Source organism: Salmonella sp. HY31 (genome assembly GCF_042604575.1).
Lineage (GTDB): Bacteria > Pseudomonadota > Gammaproteobacteria > Enterobacterales > Enterobacteriaceae > Salmonella > Salmonella diarizonae.
The window spans coordinates 1,321,190-1,339,666 of sequence record NZ_CP170479.1 but is presented as its reverse complement, the minus strand read 5'-3'; the positions used below and the strand labels follow the sequence as shown (position 1 = coordinate 1,339,666).

Annotated in this window: 17 protein-coding genes, 5 tRNA genes and 2 pseudogenes; 13 read left to right on the top strand and 11 right to left on the bottom strand. The window is 53.0% G+C overall.

Going from position 1 to position 18,477, the window contains the following annotated elements:
• Positions 1–38 precede the first annotated feature (38 nt).
• A tRNA-Ala gene (locus tag ACE15A_RS06250) sits at positions 39–114 on the bottom strand.
• 221 nt (positions 115–335) lie between these two features.
• On the opposite strand from ACE15A_RS06250, the gene ACE15A_RS06245 reads away from it, so the two are divergent.
• Positions 336–698: a YfeC-like transcriptional regulator gene (locus ACE15A_RS06245; protein ID WP_023183053.1), complete on the top strand. Its 363-nt coding sequence runs from the start codon at positions 336–338 to the stop codon at positions 696–698.
• 1 nt (position 699) lies between these two features.
• Positions 700–1,092 carry a YfeC-like transcriptional regulator gene (locus ACE15A_RS06240; protein ID WP_053507797.1) on the top strand — a complete coding sequence of 131 codons (393 nt, stop codon included), beginning with the start codon at positions 700–702 and terminating at the stop codon, positions 1,090–1,092.
• A 53-nt stretch (positions 1,093–1,145) separates the two neighbouring features.
• Here ACE15A_RS06240 and gltX read toward each other — a convergent pair whose 3' ends face one another.
• Positions 1,146–2,561 (bottom strand): glutamate--tRNA ligase, encoded by a 1,416-nt coding sequence (gene gltX / locus ACE15A_RS06235; protein WP_053507798.1) that lies wholly within the window; start codon positions 2,559–2,561, stop codon positions 1,146–1,148.
• Between the two features lie 258 nt (positions 2,562–2,819).
• Between gltX and ACE15A_RS06230 the strand changes: the two genes are divergently transcribed.
• From ACE15A_RS06230 to ACE15A_RS06215, 4 genes are all read left to right on the top strand, one after another.
• Positions 2,820–2,895: transfer RNA gene (locus ACE15A_RS06230), tRNA-Val, on the top strand.
• A 45-nt stretch (positions 2,896–2,940) separates the two neighbouring features.
• Positions 2,941–3,016: transfer RNA gene (locus ACE15A_RS06225), tRNA-Val, on the top strand.
• 41 nt (positions 3,017–3,057) lie between these two features.
• Positions 3,058–3,133 (top strand) — tRNA-Val (locus ACE15A_RS06220).
• A gap of 4 nt (positions 3,134–3,137) precedes the next feature.
• Positions 3,138–3,213, top strand: a tRNA-Lys gene (locus ACE15A_RS06215).
• 157 nt (positions 3,214–3,370) lie between these two features.
• Here the strand turns inward: ACE15A_RS06215 and ACE15A_RS06210 are convergent.
• Positions 3,371–4,297, bottom strand: coding sequence for a LysR family transcriptional regulator (locus ACE15A_RS06210; RefSeq protein ID WP_064055916.1), 927 nt, complete (start codon positions 4,295–4,297; stop codon positions 3,371–3,373).
• An 89-nt stretch (positions 4,298–4,386) separates the two neighbouring features.
• Here ACE15A_RS06210 and ACE15A_RS06205 point away from each other — a divergent pair, with 89 nt between their 5' ends.
• The gene (locus ACE15A_RS06205) at positions 4,387–5,385 is read left to right on the top strand and encodes a bile acid:sodium symporter family protein (RefSeq protein ID WP_053507800.1); all 999 of its coding nucleotides are present in this window, start codon (positions 4,387–4,389) and stop codon (positions 5,383–5,385) included.
• On the opposite strand, the gene ACE15A_RS06200 is transcribed toward ACE15A_RS06205, so the two are convergent.
• The 3 genes from ACE15A_RS06200 to zipA form a co-directional block, all read right to left on the bottom strand.
• Positions 5,382–5,600, bottom strand: coding sequence for a DUF3820 family protein (locus tag ACE15A_RS06200; protein ID WP_001804474.1), 219 nt, complete (start codon positions 5,598–5,600; stop codon positions 5,382–5,384). The genes ACE15A_RS06205 and ACE15A_RS06200 overlap by 4 nt on opposite strands.
• 1 nt (position 5,601) lies before the next feature.
• Positions 5,602–7,617, bottom strand: a complete 2,016-nt coding sequence (gene ligA / locus ACE15A_RS06195; RefSeq protein ID WP_053507801.1) for an NAD-dependent DNA ligase LigA — start codon at positions 7,615–7,617, stop codon at positions 5,602–5,604.
• 71 nt (positions 7,618–7,688) lie between these two features.
• The gene (gene zipA / locus ACE15A_RS06190; RefSeq protein ID WP_053507802.1) at positions 7,689–8,663 is read right to left on the bottom strand and encodes a cell division protein ZipA; all 975 of its coding nucleotides are present in this window, start codon (positions 8,661–8,663) and stop codon (positions 7,689–7,691) included.
• Between the two features lie 229 nt (positions 8,664–8,892).
• Here zipA and cysZ point away from each other — a divergent pair, with 229 nt between their 5' ends.
• From cysZ to crr, 5 genes are all read left to right on the top strand, one after another.
• A complete protein-coding gene (gene cysZ, locus ACE15A_RS06185; RefSeq protein ID WP_000255009.1) occupies positions 8,893–9,654 on the top strand; it encodes a sulfate transporter CysZ in 762 nt (253 codons plus the stop codon).
• A gap of 163 nt (positions 9,655–9,817) precedes the next feature.
• The gene (gene cysK, locus ACE15A_RS06180) at positions 9,818–10,789 is read left to right on the top strand and encodes a cysteine synthase A (RefSeq protein ID WP_023248131.1); all 972 of its coding nucleotides are present in this window, start codon (positions 9,818–9,820) and stop codon (positions 10,787–10,789) included.
• 383 nt (positions 10,790–11,172) lie between these two features.
• The gene (gene ptsH / locus ACE15A_RS06175) at positions 11,173–11,430 is read left to right on the top strand and encodes a phosphocarrier protein Hpr (protein ID WP_023248132.1); all 258 of its coding nucleotides are present in this window, start codon (positions 11,173–11,175) and stop codon (positions 11,428–11,430) included.
• Positions 11,431–11,477: 47 nt separating this feature from the next.
• The gene (gene ptsI / locus ACE15A_RS06170; protein WP_000623118.1) at positions 11,478–13,205 is read left to right on the top strand and encodes a phosphoenolpyruvate-protein phosphotransferase PtsI; all 1,728 of its coding nucleotides are present in this window, start codon (positions 11,478–11,480) and stop codon (positions 13,203–13,205) included.
• A gap of 40 nt (positions 13,206–13,245) precedes the next feature.
• Positions 13,246–13,755: a PTS glucose transporter subunit IIA gene (crr, locus tag ACE15A_RS06165; RefSeq protein WP_000522253.1), complete on the top strand. Its 510-nt coding sequence runs from the start codon at positions 13,246–13,248 to the stop codon at positions 13,753–13,755.
• A gap of 95 nt (positions 13,756–13,850) precedes the next feature.
• Here crr and ACE15A_RS06160 read toward each other — a convergent pair whose 3' ends face one another.
• From ACE15A_RS06160 to pdxK, 5 genes and pseudogenes are all read right to left on the bottom strand, one after another.
• The gene (locus ACE15A_RS06160; protein WP_000844545.1) at positions 13,851–14,090 is read right to left on the bottom strand and encodes a hypothetical protein; all 240 of its coding nucleotides are present in this window, start codon (positions 14,088–14,090) and stop codon (positions 13,851–13,853) included.
• Positions 14,087–14,536, bottom strand: a pseudogene (locus ACE15A_RS06155) (PfkB family carbohydrate kinase); the annotation flags it as partial. The gene ACE15A_RS06160 and the pseudogene ACE15A_RS06155, both read right to left, overlap by 4 nt.
• Positions 14,537–14,596: 60 nt before the next feature.
• Positions 14,597–15,394 (bottom strand): IS21-like element IS21 family helper ATPase IstB, encoded by a 798-nt coding sequence (gene istB / locus ACE15A_RS06150; protein WP_000544830.1) that lies wholly within the window; start codon positions 15,392–15,394, stop codon positions 14,597–14,599.
• The gene (gene istA, locus ACE15A_RS06145) at positions 15,394–16,566 is read right to left on the bottom strand and encodes an IS21-like element IS21 family transposase (RefSeq protein WP_000952373.1); all 1,173 of its coding nucleotides are present in this window, start codon (positions 16,564–16,566) and stop codon (positions 15,394–15,396) included. The genes istB and istA overlap by 1 nt, the downstream gene beginning before the upstream one ends.
• Before the next feature lie 102 nt (positions 16,567–16,668).
• Positions 16,669–17,088, bottom strand: a pseudogene (gene pdxK, locus ACE15A_RS06140) (pyridoxine/pyridoxal/pyridoxamine kinase); the annotation flags it as partial.
• Between the two features lie 82 nt (positions 17,089–17,170).
• Here pdxK and ptsJ point away from each other — a divergent pair.
• On the top strand, positions 17,171–18,463 hold the full coding sequence (ptsJ, locus tag ACE15A_RS06135) for a transcriptional regulator PtsJ (protein ID WP_053507804.1): 1,293 nt from the start codon (positions 17,171–17,173) through the stop codon (positions 18,461–18,463).
• The last annotated feature ends 14 nt before the right edge of the window (positions 18,464–18,477 follow it).

Here is an 18,477-nt window from a genome sequence, read left to right as displayed (position 1 = left end):
AAACAAAAACCCCCGCTTTGCAGCGAGGGTTTGAATGTTGGTGGAGCTAAGCGGGATCGAACCGCTGACCTCTTGCATGCCATGCAAGCGCTCTCCCAGCTGAGCTATAGCCCCACTACGTAAAGCTTGTCGAGTTGACGGGCGGCATCATATGAATTCCCTTCGCATGTGTCAACGGCAAAATGAACTTGCCGAATTCAATCGCTGAAAAAGCATTCAAATAAAAGACATTGCGGCACAACTCGCATTCAGTAGTTAAACGCGTCACGGTTTCGACTAAAATGGTGCTATAAAATGAACCACTAATTAACCCCACGACTATTCAGGGAATCGTTATGTTCAAGGAACGGATGACGCCAGAAGAACTCGCTAATCTCACCGGTTACAGCCGACAAACCATCAATAAATGGGTACGGAAAGAAGGCTGGGCGACATCGCCCAAACCCGGCGTCCAGGGCGGTAAAGCCCGTCTGGTTCATGTAAACGAACAGGTTCGTGAATATATCCGCAGCGCTGAGCGTTCGGTTGACCACCACGCAGACACATTCACGCCTGCCAGCGACGCATCGCTTGAAGCGCTGCTCATGACGCTCGCTAAAGAGATGACCTCATCCGAGCAGAAACAGTTTACCTCTCTCCTCGTTCGCGAAGGGATTACCGGTTTGTTACAACGCTTAGGGATACGCGATAGCAAATAATATGAAAAGATTACGCAGTAAAATGACCACTGAAGAGCTGGCTGAATGCCTCGGCGTGGCCAGACAAACCGTCAATCGCTGGATCAGAGAACAAAACTGGAAAACCGAAAAATTTCCCGGCGTCAAAGGCGGACGCGCAAGACTCATCCATATTGATGCCAGCGTGCGGGAATTTATTCTCAATATTCCGGCTTTTCGCAAACTGCCTGCGTTTTATCAGGCGGAAGAGGCTTTCGCAGAATATGCGAACGCGGCGCACAGTCACGCTTATCGACAAATTATTGATGCAGTTGAAAATATGTCTGCTCAGGAACAGGAAAAACTGGCGCTGTTTTTATCGCGGGAAGGTATTCGCGGATTTCTGACGCGTTTAGGTATCAATGAGGCGGACTAACAAATAAAAAACGGCAGGCGTCTTCCCTGCCGTTCATTCTGTTTCAGCTCGCGTTACTGCTGGCTTTCACGCTCGGCGATAAAGCCCAGCGCTTTGTTGATACGCTCAATGCTGCGGGTTTTGCCAATCGCGTGTACGGTAACATCCAGCGCAGGAGACTGCCCGGCGCCGGTCACGGCCACACGCAGCGGCATCCCCACTTTACCCATCCCCACTTCCAGCTCATCCGCCGTGGCCTGAATCGCGTGGTGGATGTTTTCTGCTGACCAGTCCGTAATCGCCGACAGCTTGTCGCGTACCACTTCCAGCGGCTGACGCGCCACCGGGCGAAGGTGTTTTTTCGCCGCATCGGCGTCAAACTCGCTGAAGTCTTCATAGAAATAGCGGCAGCTCTGCGCCATTTCTTTCAGAGTTTTGCAGCGTTCTCCCAACAACTTCACCAATTCAGCAAGCTGCGGGCCGTTACGGGTATCGATATTTTCCTGCTCGATATGCCATTGCAAATGCGTCGCCACATATTCCGGCGCCAGCGTATTGATGTAGTGGTGGTTCAGCCATAGCAGTTTATCAGTGTTGAATGCACTAGCCGATTTACTGACTGCATTCAGGGAGAACAGTTTGATCATCTCTTCACGGGTGAAGATCTCCTGATCGCCGCTGGACCAGCCCAGACGCACCAGGTAGTTCAGTAGCGCCTCCGGCAGGTAGCCATCGTCGCGATACTGCATGACGCTAACCGCACCATGACGTTTAGACAGTTTTTTACCGTCGTCGCCGTTAATCATCGACACGTGCGCGTACATCGGCACCGGCGCGTTTAACGCTTTCAGGATGTTGATCTGGCGCGGAGTATTGTTGATATGGTCTTCGCCACGAATCACATGGGTAATTTCCATATCCCAGTCGTCAACCACCACACAGAAGTTGTAGGTCGGCGAACCGTCGGTACGGCGAATGATCAAATCGTCCAGCTCCTGATTGCTGAATTCGATCGGCCCACGGATCTGGTCATCAAAAATAACGGAACCGTCCTGCGGGTTGGCAAAGCGCACCACGCATGGCTCATCGTCGGCATGATGCTCGTGGCTATGACGGCAATGCCCGTCATAACGCGGCTTCTCGCCTTTCGCCATCTGATCTTCACGAAGCTGATCCAGACGCTCTTTGGAGCAGTAGCATTTATAGGCCGTTCCCGCCTCCAGCATCTCGTCAATAACCGCGTTATAGCGATCAAAACGTTTGGTCTGGAAATACGGGCCTTCGTCCCATTCCAGGTTCAGCCAGTTCATACCATCCATGATGGCTTCGATGGCTTCCGGCGTGGAACGCTCAAGATCGGTGTCTTCAATACGCAGCACAAACTCACCGCCGTGGTGACGTGCGAAAAGCCAGGAATAAAGAGCAGTACGCGCGCCGCCGACATGCAGATAACCTGTCGGGCTAGGCGCGAAGCGAGTTTTGATTTTCATGAAATGGCCTTACGTTTATAAAGATGCCGACAACCGGCAAATCCTGGAAAGATGAATAGCCTTGTATTCTATCACTGTGGCTTGATTCCTCAATGTTGATCCGGTCAGAACGCTGCGCTTTACTATTTCCGTATAGAAATCATGCAGCGTGGGGTGATTCACGATCGTTTTGTTTAATTTTACGACGAACAAACAAAAACTTTAGAAAATGCGTTGACTCATTTTCAACTCTCCCTATAATGCGACTCCACACAGCGGGGGTGATTAGCTCAGCTGGGAGAGCACCTCCCTTACAAGGAGGGGGTCGGCGGTTCGATCCCGTCATCACCCACCAACTACTTTATGTAGTCTCCGCCGTGTAGATAAGAAATTGAGAAATGGGTGATTAGCTCAGCTGGGAGAGCACCTCCCTTACAAGGAGGGGGTCGGCGGTTCGATCCCGTCATCACCCACCACTTTCTCGCCAGCTAAATTTCTTATTGTGAAGTACCGAAGTGGGTGATTAGCTCAGCCGGGAGAGCACCTCCCTTACAAGGAGGGGGTCGGCGGTTCGATCCCGTCATCACCCACCACTTCGGGTCGTTAGCTCAGTTGGTAGAGCAGTTGACTTTTAATCAATTGGTCGCAGGTTCGAATCCTGCACGACCCACCAATGTAAAAAGGCGCCCTAAAGGCGCTTTTTTGCTATCTGCGATATAACCTGCGCCAGGCGTTACGTTTATCGGGCCTACGCGGCGAATGTAGGCCGGGTAAGGCGAAGCCGCCACCCGGCATAAATACCGCAGCAACGCTACCGGCTCGCTTACCGTCTATATCTGATACAGCGGATCTTTCGCCCTCGCTGCGGTTAATTCGCTGGCCTGGGTGCGTACTACATCCCATAATGCCTGCGCCGCCGTGGAGAGCGACCGGTTTTTTCGCCGCGCCAGCATGAGCTGTCTTTCAACTACGGGCGTCAGCCGTTTAACCAGCAAGTGGCTATCCTGCGGGAGCGGTAACGCCAGCGCAGGCAGTACGCTGATGCCGATTCCCGCTTCCACCATTGGAAAGAGCGTGGCGGGATGGCCAATCTCCTGCACGATATCCGCCTCAATAGCAAAATGGGCAAGCGCCGCATCAATCAGCGGTCGGCTACCGGAAGCATAATCCTGTAAGACCAGCGGCGCCTGTTTAAGATCCTGCCAGCTCACCCATTCCTGATGCGCCAGCGGATGATCCTGGCGACACAATAGTAAAAAAGGCTCTGATAAGATAGCTTCACACTGTAAATCCACCGCTGCGCCGGGATCGATAACGATCCCAAAATCCACTTCCCCCTGACGAATGCTCTCCAGCACCCACTGCTGCGGACGATCGTGCAGTACAAAATCAATAGCGGGATAAAGTGAATTACTTTGGGCAATACATTGCGGAATAAGATGCGCAGAAATGGTCTGGCTGGCAGCAACGCGCACGGTGCCAGTTAATTGTGTCCCTACTCTGCCTGCATCGCGCAGTATACTGTTCAGTTCATCAAGCACCCGCTCCAGACGCGTCGCCAGTTGTTGCCCCGCCTCGGTCAGCACCACCTCACGCGTAGTGCGATCCAGCAGTCTGGCGCCGATTTGCCGCTCCAGCTCTTTTACGCTATGACTGACTGCAGACTGGCTTAGTCCAATCATATCCCCTGCCCGACTAAAACTTTTTGCCTGGGCGACGGTAATAAAAATACGCAGTTGACGCAGTGAATAATTCATCGACTAAATTCATATATAGATGCAATAAATCAATTTTATTTCTCAAAGCGAAAAACGCAAAATGGCTGCACCGACTTTCAGGAGTTTTTATGAAACTTTTTCGTATCCTTGACCCTTTCACGCTGACGCTTATCACCGTGGTACTACTGGCCTCTTTTTTCCCGGCGGAAGGCAGCTTTGTGCCTGTCGTTGAAGGCATCACGACAGCGGCCATCGCTCTGCTGTTTTTTATGCATGGCGCGAAGCTTTCGCGTGAAGCGATCATCGCTGGCGGCAGCCACTGGCGGTTGCATCTGTGGGTCATGTGCAGCACTTTTGTGCTCTTTCCTGTCCTCGGCGTACTGTTTGCCTGGTGGGCGCCTGTCAATGTCGACCCTATGCTCTACAGCGGTTTTCTATATCTGTGTATTTTGCCCGCCACCGTGCAGTCTGCGATTGCGTTTACTTCACTCGCGGGCGGTAACGTCGCGGCTGCGGTGTGCTCAGCGTCTGCGTCCAGCCTGCTGGGCATTTTCCTGTCGCCGCTGCTGGTCGGTCTGGTAATGAATATTCATGGCGCGCAGGGCAGTCTGGAAGAGGTGGGCAAAATTATGCTGCAACTGCTACTGCCTTTCGTGCTGGGACACCTGTCTCGCCCGTGGATTGGCAACTGGGTCGCGCGCAACAAAAAGTGGATCGCGAAGACAGACCAGACCTCTATTTTGCTGGTGGTCTACTCAGCGTTCAGCGAAGCGGTGGTCAACGGCATTTGGCACAAAGTCGGCTGGGGATCGCTGCTGTTTATCGTCGTGGTTAGCCTCGTACTGCTGGCGATCGTCATAGCCATTAACGTCTTTGTCGCCCGTAAATGCGGCTTCAACAAAGCCGACGAAATCACTATCGTCTTCTGCGGTTCGAAAAAGAGCCTGGCCAACGGGATTCCGATGGCCAATATTCTGTTTCCGACGTCAGTGCTGGGTATGATGGTATTACCGCTGATGATCTTCCACCAGATCCAACTGATGGTTTGCGCAGGGCTGGCGCGGCGCTACAAACGCCAGACCGAGAAGTTACAGGCGCAGCAGGAAAGCCACGCCGCGAAAGCTTAAAGCGGGCGTTTCAGGGGCTGCACCAGTTGCGTCAGCCCCTCGGTTTTAATCAGCAGCGTGATTTGCATCAGCTCCCCCAGCTTACCCGCCGGAAATTGATCTTTACGGGCAAACCACAGCAAATACTCTTCCGGAAGGTCGATCAATCGACGCCCCTGATATTTGCCGAACGGCATCAGCGTATTAGCGATGGCGATCAACTGCTCTTTCTCCATATCAGATACCCAGCAAACGAAGCATTTCCGCTTCATCAATGACATTGATGCCCAGTTCCTGCGCTTTGGCAAGTTTGGAACCCGCCGCTTCACCCGCAATCACCAGATCGGTTTTCTTCGATACGCTGCCTGCCACTTTCGCGCCCAGCTCCACTAAACGCGCTTTAGCGTCATCGCGGGACATCTGGCTCAGGCTACCGGTTAGTACCACGGTTTTACCGGCAAACGGGCTGTCGATCTCTTGCGCATTAATGACAACCGGCGCGGGCCAGTGAACCCCTTCCGCCAGTAGCTGTCCGATCACGTCACGATTGCTCTCTTCGGCAAAAAAGTTAAAGACGTGCGTAGCGACCACAATCCCCACGTCAGGCACTTTTTGCAACTCGTCAGTGGAGGCGGCCTGCAGTGCCTCCAGCGTACCGAAATAAGCCGCCAGCCCCGCCGCCGTCGCTTCACCGACTTCACGAATGCCCAGCGCATAGAGAAAACGCGCAAAGGTCGTCGCTTTGGCTTTTTCCAGCGCGTTAACGACATTTTGTGCGGATTTTGGTCCCATTCGGTCCAGGCCGGTCAGTTTACCCGCCGTCAGACGGAACAGATCCGCTGGCGTATGGACATACTCCCTTTCCACCAGTTGGTCGATGATCTTATCGCCCATCCCGTCCACATCCATCGCCCGGCGCGACACAAAATGTTTGAGCGACTCTTTACGCTGCGCGCCACAAATCAATCCACCGGTACAACGGGTAACGGCTTCGCCTTCGACTCGCTCTACGTCCGATCCGCACACCGGACAGTGCGTTGGAAACACAATCGGACACGTCTCTTCAGGGCGTTCGGACAGTACCACATTTACCACCTGAGGGATCACATCGCCTGCCCGACGGATAACCACCTTATCGCCAATGCGCAAGCCAAGACGCTCAATTTCATCGGCATTATGCAACGTGGCATTGCTGACCAGTACACCAGCCACCTGAACCGGTTCCAGACGCGCCACCGGCGTAATTGCCCCGGTGCGCCCTACCTGAAATTCAACATCGCGCACAAAAGTCATCTGCTCCTGAGCAGGAAATTTAAACGCCACCGCCCAGCGCGGCGCGCGAGCCACAAAGCCTAGCTGTTCCTGCAAAACCAGCGAGTTGACCTTAATCACCACGCCGTCGATATCAAAACCGAGCGTGGGACGATCTTCTTCGACGTTGTGATAAAAATCCAGTACCGCCTGGGGAGAATCGCACAGCGTCACGCGATCGCTGACCGGTAGCCCCCATGCTTTAAATTGCAGCAAACGTCCCAGATGCGTATCCGGCAACTCACCACCTTCCAGAATACCGACGCCGTAGCAGAAGAATGTTAGCGGTCGCTTCGCCGTAATACGCGGATCGAGCTGACGCAGCGAGCCTGCCGCCGCGTTACGCGGGTTAGCAAACACTTTGCCGCCAGTGCGGCGCGCTTCTTCATTGATCTTTTCAAACCCGGCCTGCGGTAAAAATACCTCTCCGCGAACTTCAAGACGCGCCGGAATGTTATCGCCGTGCAGCTTTAACGGAATGGCGCGAATCGTGCGCACGTTAGAAGTGATATCTTCACCGGTGGTGCCGTCGCCACGCGTCGCGGCGCTTACCAGCACGCCGTTTTCATACAGAATGCTGACCGCCAAACCATCCAGCTTTAGCTCGCAGCACCAGGTGACATTTTCCGTGCTTTTTAGACGATCCTGCACCCGCTTGTTAAACGCCAGGAAGCTTTCTTCATCAAATACGTTATCGAGCGACAGCATCGGCACTTCATGGCGAATCTGGTTAAATGCCGTCAGCGGCGCCGCGCCAACGCGCTGCGTGGGCGAATCCGGCGTGATGAGATCCGGGCGTTGCGCCTCCAGTTTCCGCAATTCCCGCATCAGGCGGTCATATTCGGCGTCAGGAATCTCCGGCGCATCCATCACATGATACAGATATTCATGATGGCGAAGCGTGGTTCGCAGTTCTGTCAGTTGTTGTTCGATTGGTTCCATATCACACCATCAATGATAAAAAACCCCCGACAGGCGGGGGTTACGTTAAAAATGTCACACCTGCGTTAACCTCAGGCGTTAGCGTCCATCACCTCGCGGATGCGGTCCTGATATTCGCGCAGTTTTTGCGGCGTCATCATCCGACGCTGGTCATCCAGCACGACGCCGCCGACCTCATCAGCGATATGCTGCGCGGATTGCAGCATCAGCTTAAAGTTCTGCAGCGCATCGCCATAAGACGGCACCTGCATAAAGATAGTGACGCCAGGCGTAGTGAAGTCCGTCATTTCAGGATCGAACGTTCCCGGATTGACCATATTCGCGAGACTGAACAAGGCCGGGCCGCTGCCATCCGGGCTCAAATGACGATGGAAAATATTCATATCGCCAAATTTAAAGCCTGACTGCTGAATACTGTTCAGTAACACTTCACCATTAAGCTCGCTGCCATGATGGGCCGCGACGTTCATAATGATGACCGCCTCTTTACGCTGCGGTTTTTCCACAACCGGCGCTTCTTCCACCACCGGTTCCGCCTCAACCACAGGTTCCGCAGGCTGGAAGGTTTGCGGTGCGGGCTGCGCAACAGGCTGCGGCGCTTGCGACGGCGGTGCAGGCTGCTGTTGCGACGGCTGTACCGGCGGCGCAGATGGCTGAGCCTGCAGAGGCTGCGGCACAGGTTGGGGCGGTTGCTGAACCGGCGGTTGCATCGGCGCTTGCGGTTGCGGTGGTGCCGCTGGACGCGGTTGCGCAGACGCATAAGGCGGCTGGTACTGGTGTTGCGGCGACTGGCGAGGGGCATCATGCTCCTGCGGCTGGCCGGGGGCATGATTCACGCGGTGAACACGAACTTCACCCACGCCTTCGTCTTCTTCGACATCGTCGTCATACGAGTCGTCGTCGCGTTTTGATTTCATGCGTTTTAGTGGACGATCGCGGAACATAGAAGATCGTTCTTTACGGCTGGTCCAGAAACCATGTACCAGTAAAGCGATTATGGCGATCGCGCCAACAATGATTAATATCAGACGCAAATCCTGCATCATTATATTCTCTGTTGTTCTAACACCTTGCCACCACGGCAAACATTTACTCACTAAGAGTATTTGCCGATTACGTCAAGTGCAAGTGTACTGTTGGCTTTCGCAGCATAAAGATGAAGGAAAATGTGTTTTTTGCTGTTTTTTCGAACATTTCCGAACTATCCACCGTCTGATAACCGGGTAAGATATCCACGTTTACCCAGGGCTTTAAGAAAAGGAGTATGTCCTGAATATGGTTTCATCATCCACAACCGTACCACGTAGCGGCGTCTATTATTTCTCGCAAGGATGGAAATTAGTTACCCTACCGGGAATCCGCCGCTTTGTTATTTTACCTTTGCTGGTCAACATTGTGCTGATGGGCGGCGCATTTTGGTGGCTGTTTACGCAGCTTGACGCCTGGATACCTTCGTTGATGAGTCATGTACCGGACTGGCTGCAATGGCTGAGCTATCTGCTGTGGCCGATTGCGGTTATCTCTGTTCTGCTGGTCTTTGGCTATTTTTTCTCTACCCTCGCCAACTGGATCGCCGCGCCGTTTAACGGTCTTTTAGCCGAACAGCTTGAGGCGCGGTTAACCGGCGCCACGCCGCCAGATACCGGCGTACTCGGCATCATGAAAGATGTACCGCGCATTATGAAACGCGAATGGCAAAAGCTGGCGTGGTATCTGCCGCGCGCTATTGTACTGCTGGTTCTCTATTTTATTCCTGGCATTGGCCAAACCATCGCGCCGGTGCTGTGGTTTTTGTTCAGCGCCTGGATGCTGGCGATTCAGTATTGCGACTACCCGTTTGATAACCACAAAGTGCCGTTTAAAACGATGCGCGCCGCGTTGCGCACGCAGAAAGTCGCGAACATGCAATTTGGCGCGCTCACCAGCCTTTTTACGATGATTCCGGTGCTTAACCTTTTCATTATGCCTGTCGCCGTCTGTGGCGCAACGGCAATGTGGGTAGATTGCTGGCGTGCTAAGCATGCGTTATGGAAATAAAGTAAAAATGTATAAATAAGGGATGGCTTATGCTGTCTCTTATTCCATACTGATAACCATTATTTCCCATCAGCATATAGATATGCGAAATCCTTACTTCCCCATATCTGGCTGGAAGGTATGCTGGGAAGGTATCCCAATTTCATACAGTTAAGGACAGGCCATGAGTAAGATTTATGAAGATAACTCGCTGACTATCGGTCATACGCCGCTGGTTCGACTGAACCGTATCGGTAACGGACGCATTCTGGCGAAGGTGGAGTCACGCAACCCGAGCTTTAGCGTCAAGTGCCGTATCGGCGCCAATATGATTTGGGATGCCGAAAAGCGCGGCGTGCTGAAACCTGGCGTGGAACTGGTGGAGCCGACCAGCGGCAATACCGGTATTGCGCTGGCGTATGTCGCCGCCGCACGCGGTTACAAACTCACCCTGACCATGCCGGAGACCATGAGCATCGAACGCCGCAAGCTACTCAAAGCGTTAGGCGCAAATCTGGTACTGACCGAAGGGGCGAAAGGGATGAAAGGCGCTATTCAGAAAGCTGAAGAAATTGTCGCCAGCGATCCGCAAAAATATCTCCTGCTTCAACAGTTCAGCAACCCTGCCAACCCGGAAATCCATGAAAAAACCACCGGCCCGGAAATCTGGGAGGACACCGATGGTCAGGTAGATGTGTTTATCTCCGGCGTCGGCACCGGCGGTACGTTGACCGGCGTCACGCGTTATATCAAAGGGACGAAGGGTAAAACCGATCTTATCACCGTCGCGGTAGAACCCACCGACTCCCCGGTTATCGCCCAGGCGCTGGCAGGCGAAGAATTGAAGCCGGGTCCGCATAAAATTCAGGGCATCGGCGCAGGCTTTATCCCAGGCAACCTGGATCTGAAGCTGATTGATAAAGTGGTTGGTATCACCAATGAAGAGGCCATTTCTACCGCGCGCCGTCTGATGGAAGAGGAAGGTATTCTGGCGGGAATTTCTTCCGGCGCGGCGGTCGCTGCAGCGCTTAAGCTACAAGAAGATGAAAGCTTTACCAATAAGAATATTGTGGTTATCCTACCCTCATCAGGTGAGCGTTATCTGAGCACTGCGCTGTTTGCCGATCTCTTTACCGAGAAAGAACTGCAACAGTGATGCCAGCATGTTAAAAACGCGTAAAAAAGCACCTTTTTGGGTGCTTTTTTGTGGCCTGCTTCAAACTTTCACCTCACCTGGCATTGATTCACCCTGCCGGAACTGGTATTTAACCAGACTAATTATTTTGATGCGCGAAATTAATCGTTACAGGAAAAGCGTTAGCTGAATCGATTTTATGATTTGGTTCAAATCTTCCTTTCGCGGCATAATGTTTAATGACGAGCGAAACGTCAGCGGCCATAAGTTGCCAGCAACGGATTGCGTAGAACACCTTTTGTGTCGCGTCCCGTTTACGCCAGCGCTAACAATACAGGCTAAAGTTGAGCCGCCAGGCTAGACTTTAGTTCCACAACACTAAACCTATAAGTTGGGGAAATACAATGTTCCAGCAAGAAGTTACCATTACCGCTCCGAACGGTCTGCACACCCGCCCTGCTGCTCAGTTTGTTAAAGAAGCAAAAGGCTTTACTTCTGAGATTACTGTGACTTCCAACGGCAAAAGCGCCAGCGCGAAAAGCCTGTTTAAACTGCAGACTCTGGGCCTGACTCAAGGCACCATCGTCACCATCTCCGCAGAAGGTGAAGATGAGCAGAAAGCGGTTGAACATCTGGTCAAACTGATGGCGGAACTCGAGTAAGTTTTTTCCGGGTTCTTTTAAAAATCAGTCACAAGTAAGGTAGGGTTATGATTTCAGGCATTTTAGCATCCCCGGGTATCGCTTTCGGCAAAGCACTGCTGCTGAAAGAAGACGAAATCGTCATTGACCGGAAAAAAATTTCTGCCGACAAGGTTGATCAGGAAGTTGAACGTTTTCTGAGCGGTCGTGCCAAGGCATCTGCGCAACTGGAAGCGATCAAGACAAAAGCTGGTGAAACGTTCGGTGAAGAAAAAGAAGCCATCTTTGAAGGGCATATTATGCTGCTCGAAGATGAGGAGCTGGAGCAGGAAATCATAGCCCTGATTAAAGATAAGCACATGACGGCTGACGCAGCCGCACATGAAGTTATCGAAGGTCAGGCCACTGCCCTGGAAGAACTGGATGACGAATACCTGAAAGAGCGTGCGGCTGACGTACGTGATATCGGTAAGCGCCTGCTGCGCAACATCCTGGGTCTGGCCATTATCGATCTGAGCGCAATTCAGGAAGAAGTTATCCTGGTAGCCGCCGATCTTACGCCGTCAGAAACCGCGCAGTTGAACCTGCAGAAAGTGCTGGGTTTCATCACCGATGCGGGCGGACGCACGTCTCATACCTCCATCATGGCACGTTCTCTGGAACTGCCGGCGATCGTAGGTACCGGTAGCGTCACCTCTCAGGTGAAAAACGGCGACTATCTGATTCTGGATGCCGTAAACAACCAGGTTTACGTCAACCCGACCAACGATGTTATTGAGCAACTGCGCGCCGTTCAGGAGCAGGTTGCGACCGAGAAAGCGGAACTCGCAAAACTGAAAGATCTGCCGGCAATCACGCTGGATGGACATCAGGTTGAAGTTTGCGCCAACATCGGTACCGTTCGTGACGTTGAAGGCGCTGAGCGTAACGGCGCGGAAGGCGTTGGTCTGTATCGTACTGAATTCCTGTTCATGGATCGCGACGCGCTGCCGACGGAAGAAGAGCAGTTTGCCGCATATAAAGCGGTCGCTGAAGCGTGCGGCTCGCAGGCGGTTATCGTCCGTACCATGGACATTGGCGGCGACAAAGAGCTGCCGTACATGAACTTCCCGAAAGAAGAAAACCCATTCCTGGGCTGGCGCGCCGTGCGTATCGCCATGGATCGCAAAGAGATCCTGCGTGACCAGGTTCGTGCGATTCTGCGCGCTTCCGCTTTCGGTAAATTGCGCATTATGTTCCCGATGATCATCTCAGTTGAAGAAGTTCGCGCGCTGCGCAAAGAGATTGAAATCTACAAACAGGAACTGCGTGACGAAGGTAAAGCATTTGACGAAAGCATTGAGATTGGCGTGATGGTGGAAACACCGGCTGCGGCGACAATTGCACGTCATTTAGCCAAAGAAGTTGATTTCTTTAGTATCGGCACCAATGATTTAACACAGTACACCCTGGCAGTTGACCGTGGTAATGATATGATTTCACACCTTTACCAGCCAATGTCACCGTCCGTACTGAACTTGATCAAGCAAGTTATTGATGCTTCTCATGCAGAAGGTAAATGGACTGGCATGTGTGGTGAGCTTGCAGGCGATGAACGTGCTACACTTCTGTTGCTGGGGATGGGTCTGGACGAATTCTCTATGAGCGCCATTTCTATCCCGCGCATTAAGAAGATTATCCGTAACACGAACTTCGAAGATGCGAAGGTGTTAGCAGAGCAGGCTCTTGCTCAACCGACAACGGACGAGTTAATGACGCTGGTTAACAAGTTCATTGAAGAAAAAACAATCTGCTAATCCACGAGATGCGGCCCAATTTACTGCTTAGGAGAAGATCATGGGTTTGTTCGATAAACTAAAATCTCTGGTTTCTGATGATAAGAAAGACACCGGAACTATTGAGATTGTTGCCCCGCTCTCTGGCGAGATCGTCAACATCGAAGACGTGCCGGATGTAGTTTTTGCTGAAAAAATCGTTGGTGATGGCATCGCTATCAAACCAACTGGTAACAAAATGGTCGCCCCTGTTGACGGTACCATCGGCAAAATCTTTGAAACCAACCATGCGTTCTCTATCGAATCCGATAGCGGCATTGAGCTGTTCGTTCACTTCGGTATCGACACCGTTGAGCTGAAAGGCGAAGGCTTCAAGCGTATTGCTGAAGAAGGTCAGCGCGTGAAAGTTGGCGATCCGGTCATTGAGTTCGATCTGCCGTTGCTGGAAGAAAAAGCCAAGTCTACCCTGACTCCGGTTGTTATCTCCAACATGGATGAAATCAAAGAACTGATCAAACTGTCCGGTAGCGTGACCGTGGGTGAAACTCCGGTTATCCGCATTAAGAAGTAATTCTTACCGCAGTGAAGAATGGCGCCTTTGGGCGCCATTTTTTTGTCTGCATACAGTGTAGGTCAGGATACAGGCGTTTACGTTGTCATCTGGCATCACAGCGCCGAGGTCACCGGTCGGTAACATTTCTCGCGCATCAGGATTTTCATCCCCTCCGGCCCGCTCTCCAACATCCGCCGCTCTGAATCGGATACCAGTAGTTCGCACTGATACCCGCCAGCCATACTAAACATCGCTCGCGCCACACAGATATCTTCCAGCGCGTCCAGCCCGCTCGTTTCGAAATGCCCCACGATACGTCCCTGCTGGCGAACCACCAGCCGATAACTCTTCATCGCGCCTCCCCTGCCGGCGGCAGAATTAACTCATCACAGCCACACTGCTGTGTCCAGGTCATCACCTCCAGCACGCGCTGCGCTGCATCTTTTGCCGCGGTCGTCAGTTTTTTTCCCTGCACAATACCGCTAACCAGCTCGGCGCAGAAGAGATCTCCCGTCCCTTTTAACTCCGTCGCCACCCGCGGATGGGCAAAGACCTCCACGACCTGCGCGGTAACAACGGCAACCGTTATGGTCTCCAGAGATTCGCCCGGCGCGCTGGTGATAACCACCCATTTCAGCGTATCGGAAAGCAGCGATTGCGCCGCCGCCACCGCCTCTTCCAGCGTGCGGCACGGTTTACCGCTCAGCATCTCCAGCTCAAATACGTTCGGCGTTAGCCCCTGCGCCTGCGGCAGTAAATACGTGCGATAGGCCTGCGGAATTTCCGCCTGCACATACATTGTCAACGCCACGATGTTTGACCGTTATTTGCCATTTTCATGCCCGCTAAGATACTTTCGTTACTGATGCTGTCCGCTTTTCACCATTTCATCATCACTGATTGGCGTTGTGTTTTTGGTCAGCACTCCAGCTTTACGTTTCTCTTTTAACCGGTAACTCTCTCCTTTGATATTCAGCGTGGTTGAGTGATGTAGCAACCGATCCAGTATCGCTGTTGCCAGCACGTGATCTCCGAACATTTCTCCCCAGTCTGCGAACCCTTTGTTTGACGTCAGTATGATGCTCGCTTTTTCATATCGACGGTTCAGTAGCCGGAAGAACAGGCTGGCTTCCTCTCTGTTCATCGGCAGATAGCCTATTTCATCCAGGATCAACACCCGGGCATAACTCAGTTGCTGCAGCTGACGCTCCAGACGGTTTTCCTGTTTCGCTTTCATCAGTGTCGCGATCAGTCTGTCCAGTGGCATAAACAGTACCCGATGTCCCGCATCCACCGCTTTCACGCCAAGAGCTATGGCCAGATGAGTTTTTCCGACACCAGGAGGTCCCAGCAGGATCACGTTTTCGCTGCGCTCCACGAACGCCAGACCAGCCAGTTCCCGGACAACCTTACGGTCGATGCCCGGCTGGAAGGTAAAGTCGAACTGCTCCAGCGTTTTGACCCACGGCAGACGAGCCTGCTTCAGCCTGGACTCCATACCGCGCTGATGCCTGCCGTTCCATTCCTGCTGTAGCGCCATGCACAGGAACTCCCGGTAGTTCAGCTCTTTTTTAGCTGCCTGTTCCAGCAGGCTTTCAACGTGATAACTCAGATGCTCCATTTTCAGGCGACTCAGCAGGACTTCCAGCTCATGCATCACAACAGCTCCTCATAGGCACTCAGTGGTCGATGTTCCACCTGACTGACCTGCTGCCAGAGCGGGGCGTGATGCTCCGGCACTGTCTGCCAGCCAGACGATGCCGAACAGAGGCGATGTGAGGCCACCAGTTTCTCATTACTGTAGATCCGCAACTCGTCATCCAGCGATATTCGTATCGATACCGGCTGACCACACAGCGCTTCGGGAACGCTGTAACGATTACCACCAACCTCGATATAGCTGTCCCAGGACACATGGCGGATATCGAAGTAACTGGTATCGAAGTCCGTATCCGGTAACGGCTGCAGATGTTCCTGCTCCAGCGCGAAGCGCTGTTCCGGCGTTTCTTTGAACTGGCGAAGTTCCCGTTTGTCAGCCACATCGGCTATCCATTGCTCCAGTTGTTGATTAACATGAGTGAAGCTGTCGAACCTGCGGTACCGGACGAAGAAGTTCTCCTTGAGGTATTTCACCATTCGCTCAACCTTACCTTTTGTTCTGGCCCTGCGTGGACGGCATGCCCGTGGCAGGAAGTTATAGTGGTCGGCCAGCAACAGGAATCCGGAGTTGAACACGACTTTCCCGTTGTTATTCTTCAGCACCGCAGCCTTCTGGTTATCAACCAGCACCGTTTTCACACAACCACCGAAGTAGCGGAAGGCGCGAACCAGTGATTCGTAGGTATGCTCAGCATCCTGTTTTGGTGCTGCGAAGACATGGAAGCGGCGGGAGAACCCCAGCGTATTAACCGCAAAGTTAACTTTGCACCGTTGCCCGGCAACCTCCACCTCAACTTCGCCCCAGTCGTGCTGGAGCTGGTATCCAGGCTGAGTTTCGAAGCGAACTGTTCTTTTTGACGGACGCATTTTACGTTTGGGCTGGATGTAGTAACGCAGCATGGAACGTCCGCCCGTATAACCCATTGCCTTAATCTCCGCGAAGATAACCTCACTATTCCAGACATTCTCTGCCAGGCGCATGTCGATGTAATCCATAAACGGTTTCAGCTTAACCATTTTGTGGCGGGTCTTTCTGGCTGGCGGTTCAGGGTATTTGAGGTAGCGTCTGACCGTCCGTTCAGAGCAACCAATCTGAGTCGCAATATCGACAATGTACGCGCCCTGCTGGCGCATTTGCTTTATCATGTAAAAGTCCTCTCTGCTCAGCATGTTGATGTCCTTTCTGGTGTGAGAACCTTAAGGAAACAACATGTTGGGGGGAGCGGACAATCCAAATGGTGAATTACCGTCTTATATCACTGGCGCTGACAACATTCCACTGTCGGTATCGCCAATGACCGGATCGACAAGAATACAGACCTCCGGATGCGAAGCCCGAATTGCCATTAGCCACTTCGAAAGCAATACAATTTGGTCTGCGCTGCCCATGTAACCGGTGGTAATCGCTTTTAATTCGCGTAACGCATCACGCTCATTCAACGCCGTAAGGTAGCCTGCAAACCACTCGGCGGGAATAATGCCGCCATAAAACGTTTTATAGTGCGGCGTATTGCTGAACAGCACCGTCGGGACCGCCGTCACCTGTAAACCCTGCGCTTTTATCGCCGGTACGGCAATACTGTTGCCGACGCTGCCGTACACGACCTGTGACTGAACGGCGACAATGTCGGTCTGTAACGCCCGATGGTTGTCGTCGAAGAGTACTGACTGGATATCACTCTCTTGCCCCATAAAATTTTCCTCTCGCTGGACAGCAGACTATCGCCTCATTATTATCGTCATATGCTAAAATTCATTTTGTCATAGGTCAATAATGATCGACGGAAAAACCGCCAGCGAAATTTTTAACAGTATTCGTCAGCACATTTCCGCTGGCACGTTACGGGCGGAGGACTCGCTCCCGCCGGTACGGGAGCTGGCAAGCGCATTAAAGGTGAACCGCAATACCGTCGCAGCAGCGTATAAACGGCTGATAACGGCGGGACTGGCGCAAAGTTTAGGCCGTAATGGAACGGTGATTAAAGGCAGTCCGTCTCCGGTAGCGCTGGAAGGCGGCGATCCGCATACACCTCTGCACGACCTTTCCGGCGGCAATCCTGATCCGCAGCGTCTGCCCGACCTCAGCCGTTATTTTGCCCGCCTCAACCGCACGCCGCATCTCTACGGCGATGCGCCCGTTTCGCCTGAACTGCATGCCTGGGCGGTGCGCTGGCTACGGGATGCCACACCCGTCGCAGGCGAAATTGATATCACCAGCGGAGCTATCGACGCCATCGAAAGGCTGCTTAGCGCGCATCTGTTGCCGGGCGACAGCGTCGCGGTGGAAGATCCCTGTTTTTTAAGCAGTATCAATATGCTGCGCTATGCCGGTTTTAGCGCCAGTCCGATCAGCGTGGATAGCGAAGGAATGCAGCCTGAAAAGCTGGAGCAAGCGCTAAACCAGGGCGCGCGGGCGGTGATCTTAACGCCGCGTGCGCACAACCCTACTGGCTGTAGCCTGAGCGCTCGCCGCGCCGCCGCGCTGCAAAATATGCTGGCGCGTTACCCTCAGGTACTGGTCATTATCGACGATCACTTCGCTCTTCTTTCTTCGTCGCCCTGGCAGCCGGTTATTGCGCAGACAACGCAACACTGGGCGGTGATACGCTCCGTTTCCAAAACCCTCGGCCCCGATTTACGTCTCGCTATTGTCGCCAGCGACAGCGCGACCTCGGCAAAACTTCGGCTGCGGCTAAATGCCGGTAGCCAGTGGGTCAGCCATCTGTTACAGGATCTGGTCTGCGCCTGCCTGACCGACCCTGAGTATCAGCACAAGCTGGCGCAAACGCGGCTGTTTTACGCCGACCGGCAACAAAAACTGGCCCGCGCCCTACAGCAGCATCGCATCGCCATTTCTCCCGGTGACGGCCTGAATACCTGGCTCCCGCTGGAAACCCATAGCCAGGCCACCGCGTTTACGCTGGCAAAATCCGGCTGGCTGGTACGTGAGGGAGAAGCCTTTGGCGTAAGCGCGCCATCTCACGGTCTACGTATCACGTTGTCAACATTAAATGACAGCGAGATCAACACGCTGGCGGCTGATATCCATCAGGCGCTAAATCGCTAACAGGAGAAAATAAC

Bases quoted from the DNA above. Each gene is read 5' to 3' on its own strand.
- ACE15A_RS06245 (WP_023183053.1), top strand. From the start codon at position 336: ATGTTCAAGGAACGGATGACGCCAGAAGAACTCGCTAATCTCACCGGT.
- ACE15A_RS06240 (WP_053507797.1), top strand. From the start codon at position 700: ATGAAAAGATTACGCAGTAAAATGACCACTGAAGAGCTGGCTGAATGC.
- gltX (WP_053507798.1), bottom strand. From the start codon at position 2,561: ATGAAAATCAAAACTCGCTTCGCGCCTAGCCCGACAGGTTATCTGCAT.
- ACE15A_RS06210 (WP_064055916.1), bottom strand. From the start codon at position 4,297: ATGAATTATTCACTGCGTCAACTGCGTATTTTTATTACCGTCGCCCAG.
- ACE15A_RS06205 (WP_053507800.1), top strand. From the start codon at position 4,387: ATGAAACTTTTTCGTATCCTTGACCCTTTCACGCTGACGCTTATCACC.
- ACE15A_RS06200 (WP_001804474.1), bottom strand. From the start codon at position 5,600: ATGGAGAAAGAGCAGTTGATCGCCATCGCTAATACGCTGATGCCGTTC.
- ligA (WP_053507801.1), bottom strand. From the start codon at position 7,617: ATGGAACCAATCGAACAACAACTGACAGAACTGCGAACCACGCTTCGC.
- zipA (WP_053507802.1), bottom strand. From the start codon at position 8,663: ATGATGCAGGATTTGCGTCTGATATTAATCATTGTTGGCGCGATCGCC.
- cysZ (WP_000255009.1), top strand. From the start codon at position 8,893: ATGGTTTCATCATCCACAACCGTACCACGTAGCGGCGTCTATTATTTC.
- cysK (WP_023248131.1), top strand. From the start codon at position 9,818: ATGAGTAAGATTTATGAAGATAACTCGCTGACTATCGGTCATACGCCG.
- ptsH (WP_023248132.1), top strand. From the start codon at position 11,173: ATGTTCCAGCAAGAAGTTACCATTACCGCTCCGAACGGTCTGCACACC.
- ptsI (WP_000623118.1), top strand. From the start codon at position 11,478: ATGATTTCAGGCATTTTAGCATCCCCGGGTATCGCTTTCGGCAAAGCA.
- crr (WP_000522253.1), top strand. From the start codon at position 13,246: ATGGGTTTGTTCGATAAACTAAAATCTCTGGTTTCTGATGATAAGAAA.
- ACE15A_RS06160 (WP_000844545.1), bottom strand. From the start codon at position 14,090: ATGAAGAGTTATCGGCTGGTGGTTCGCCAGCAGGGACGTATCGTGGGG.
- istB (WP_000544830.1), bottom strand. From the start codon at position 15,394: ATGCATGAGCTGGAAGTCCTGCTGAGTCGCCTGAAAATGGAGCATCTG.
- istA (WP_000952373.1), bottom strand. From the start codon at position 16,566: ATGCTGAGCAGAGAGGACTTTTACATGATAAAGCAAATGCGCCAGCAG.
- ptsJ (WP_053507804.1), top strand. From the start codon at position 17,171: ATGATCGACGGAAAAACCGCCAGCGAAATTTTTAACAGTATTCGTCAG.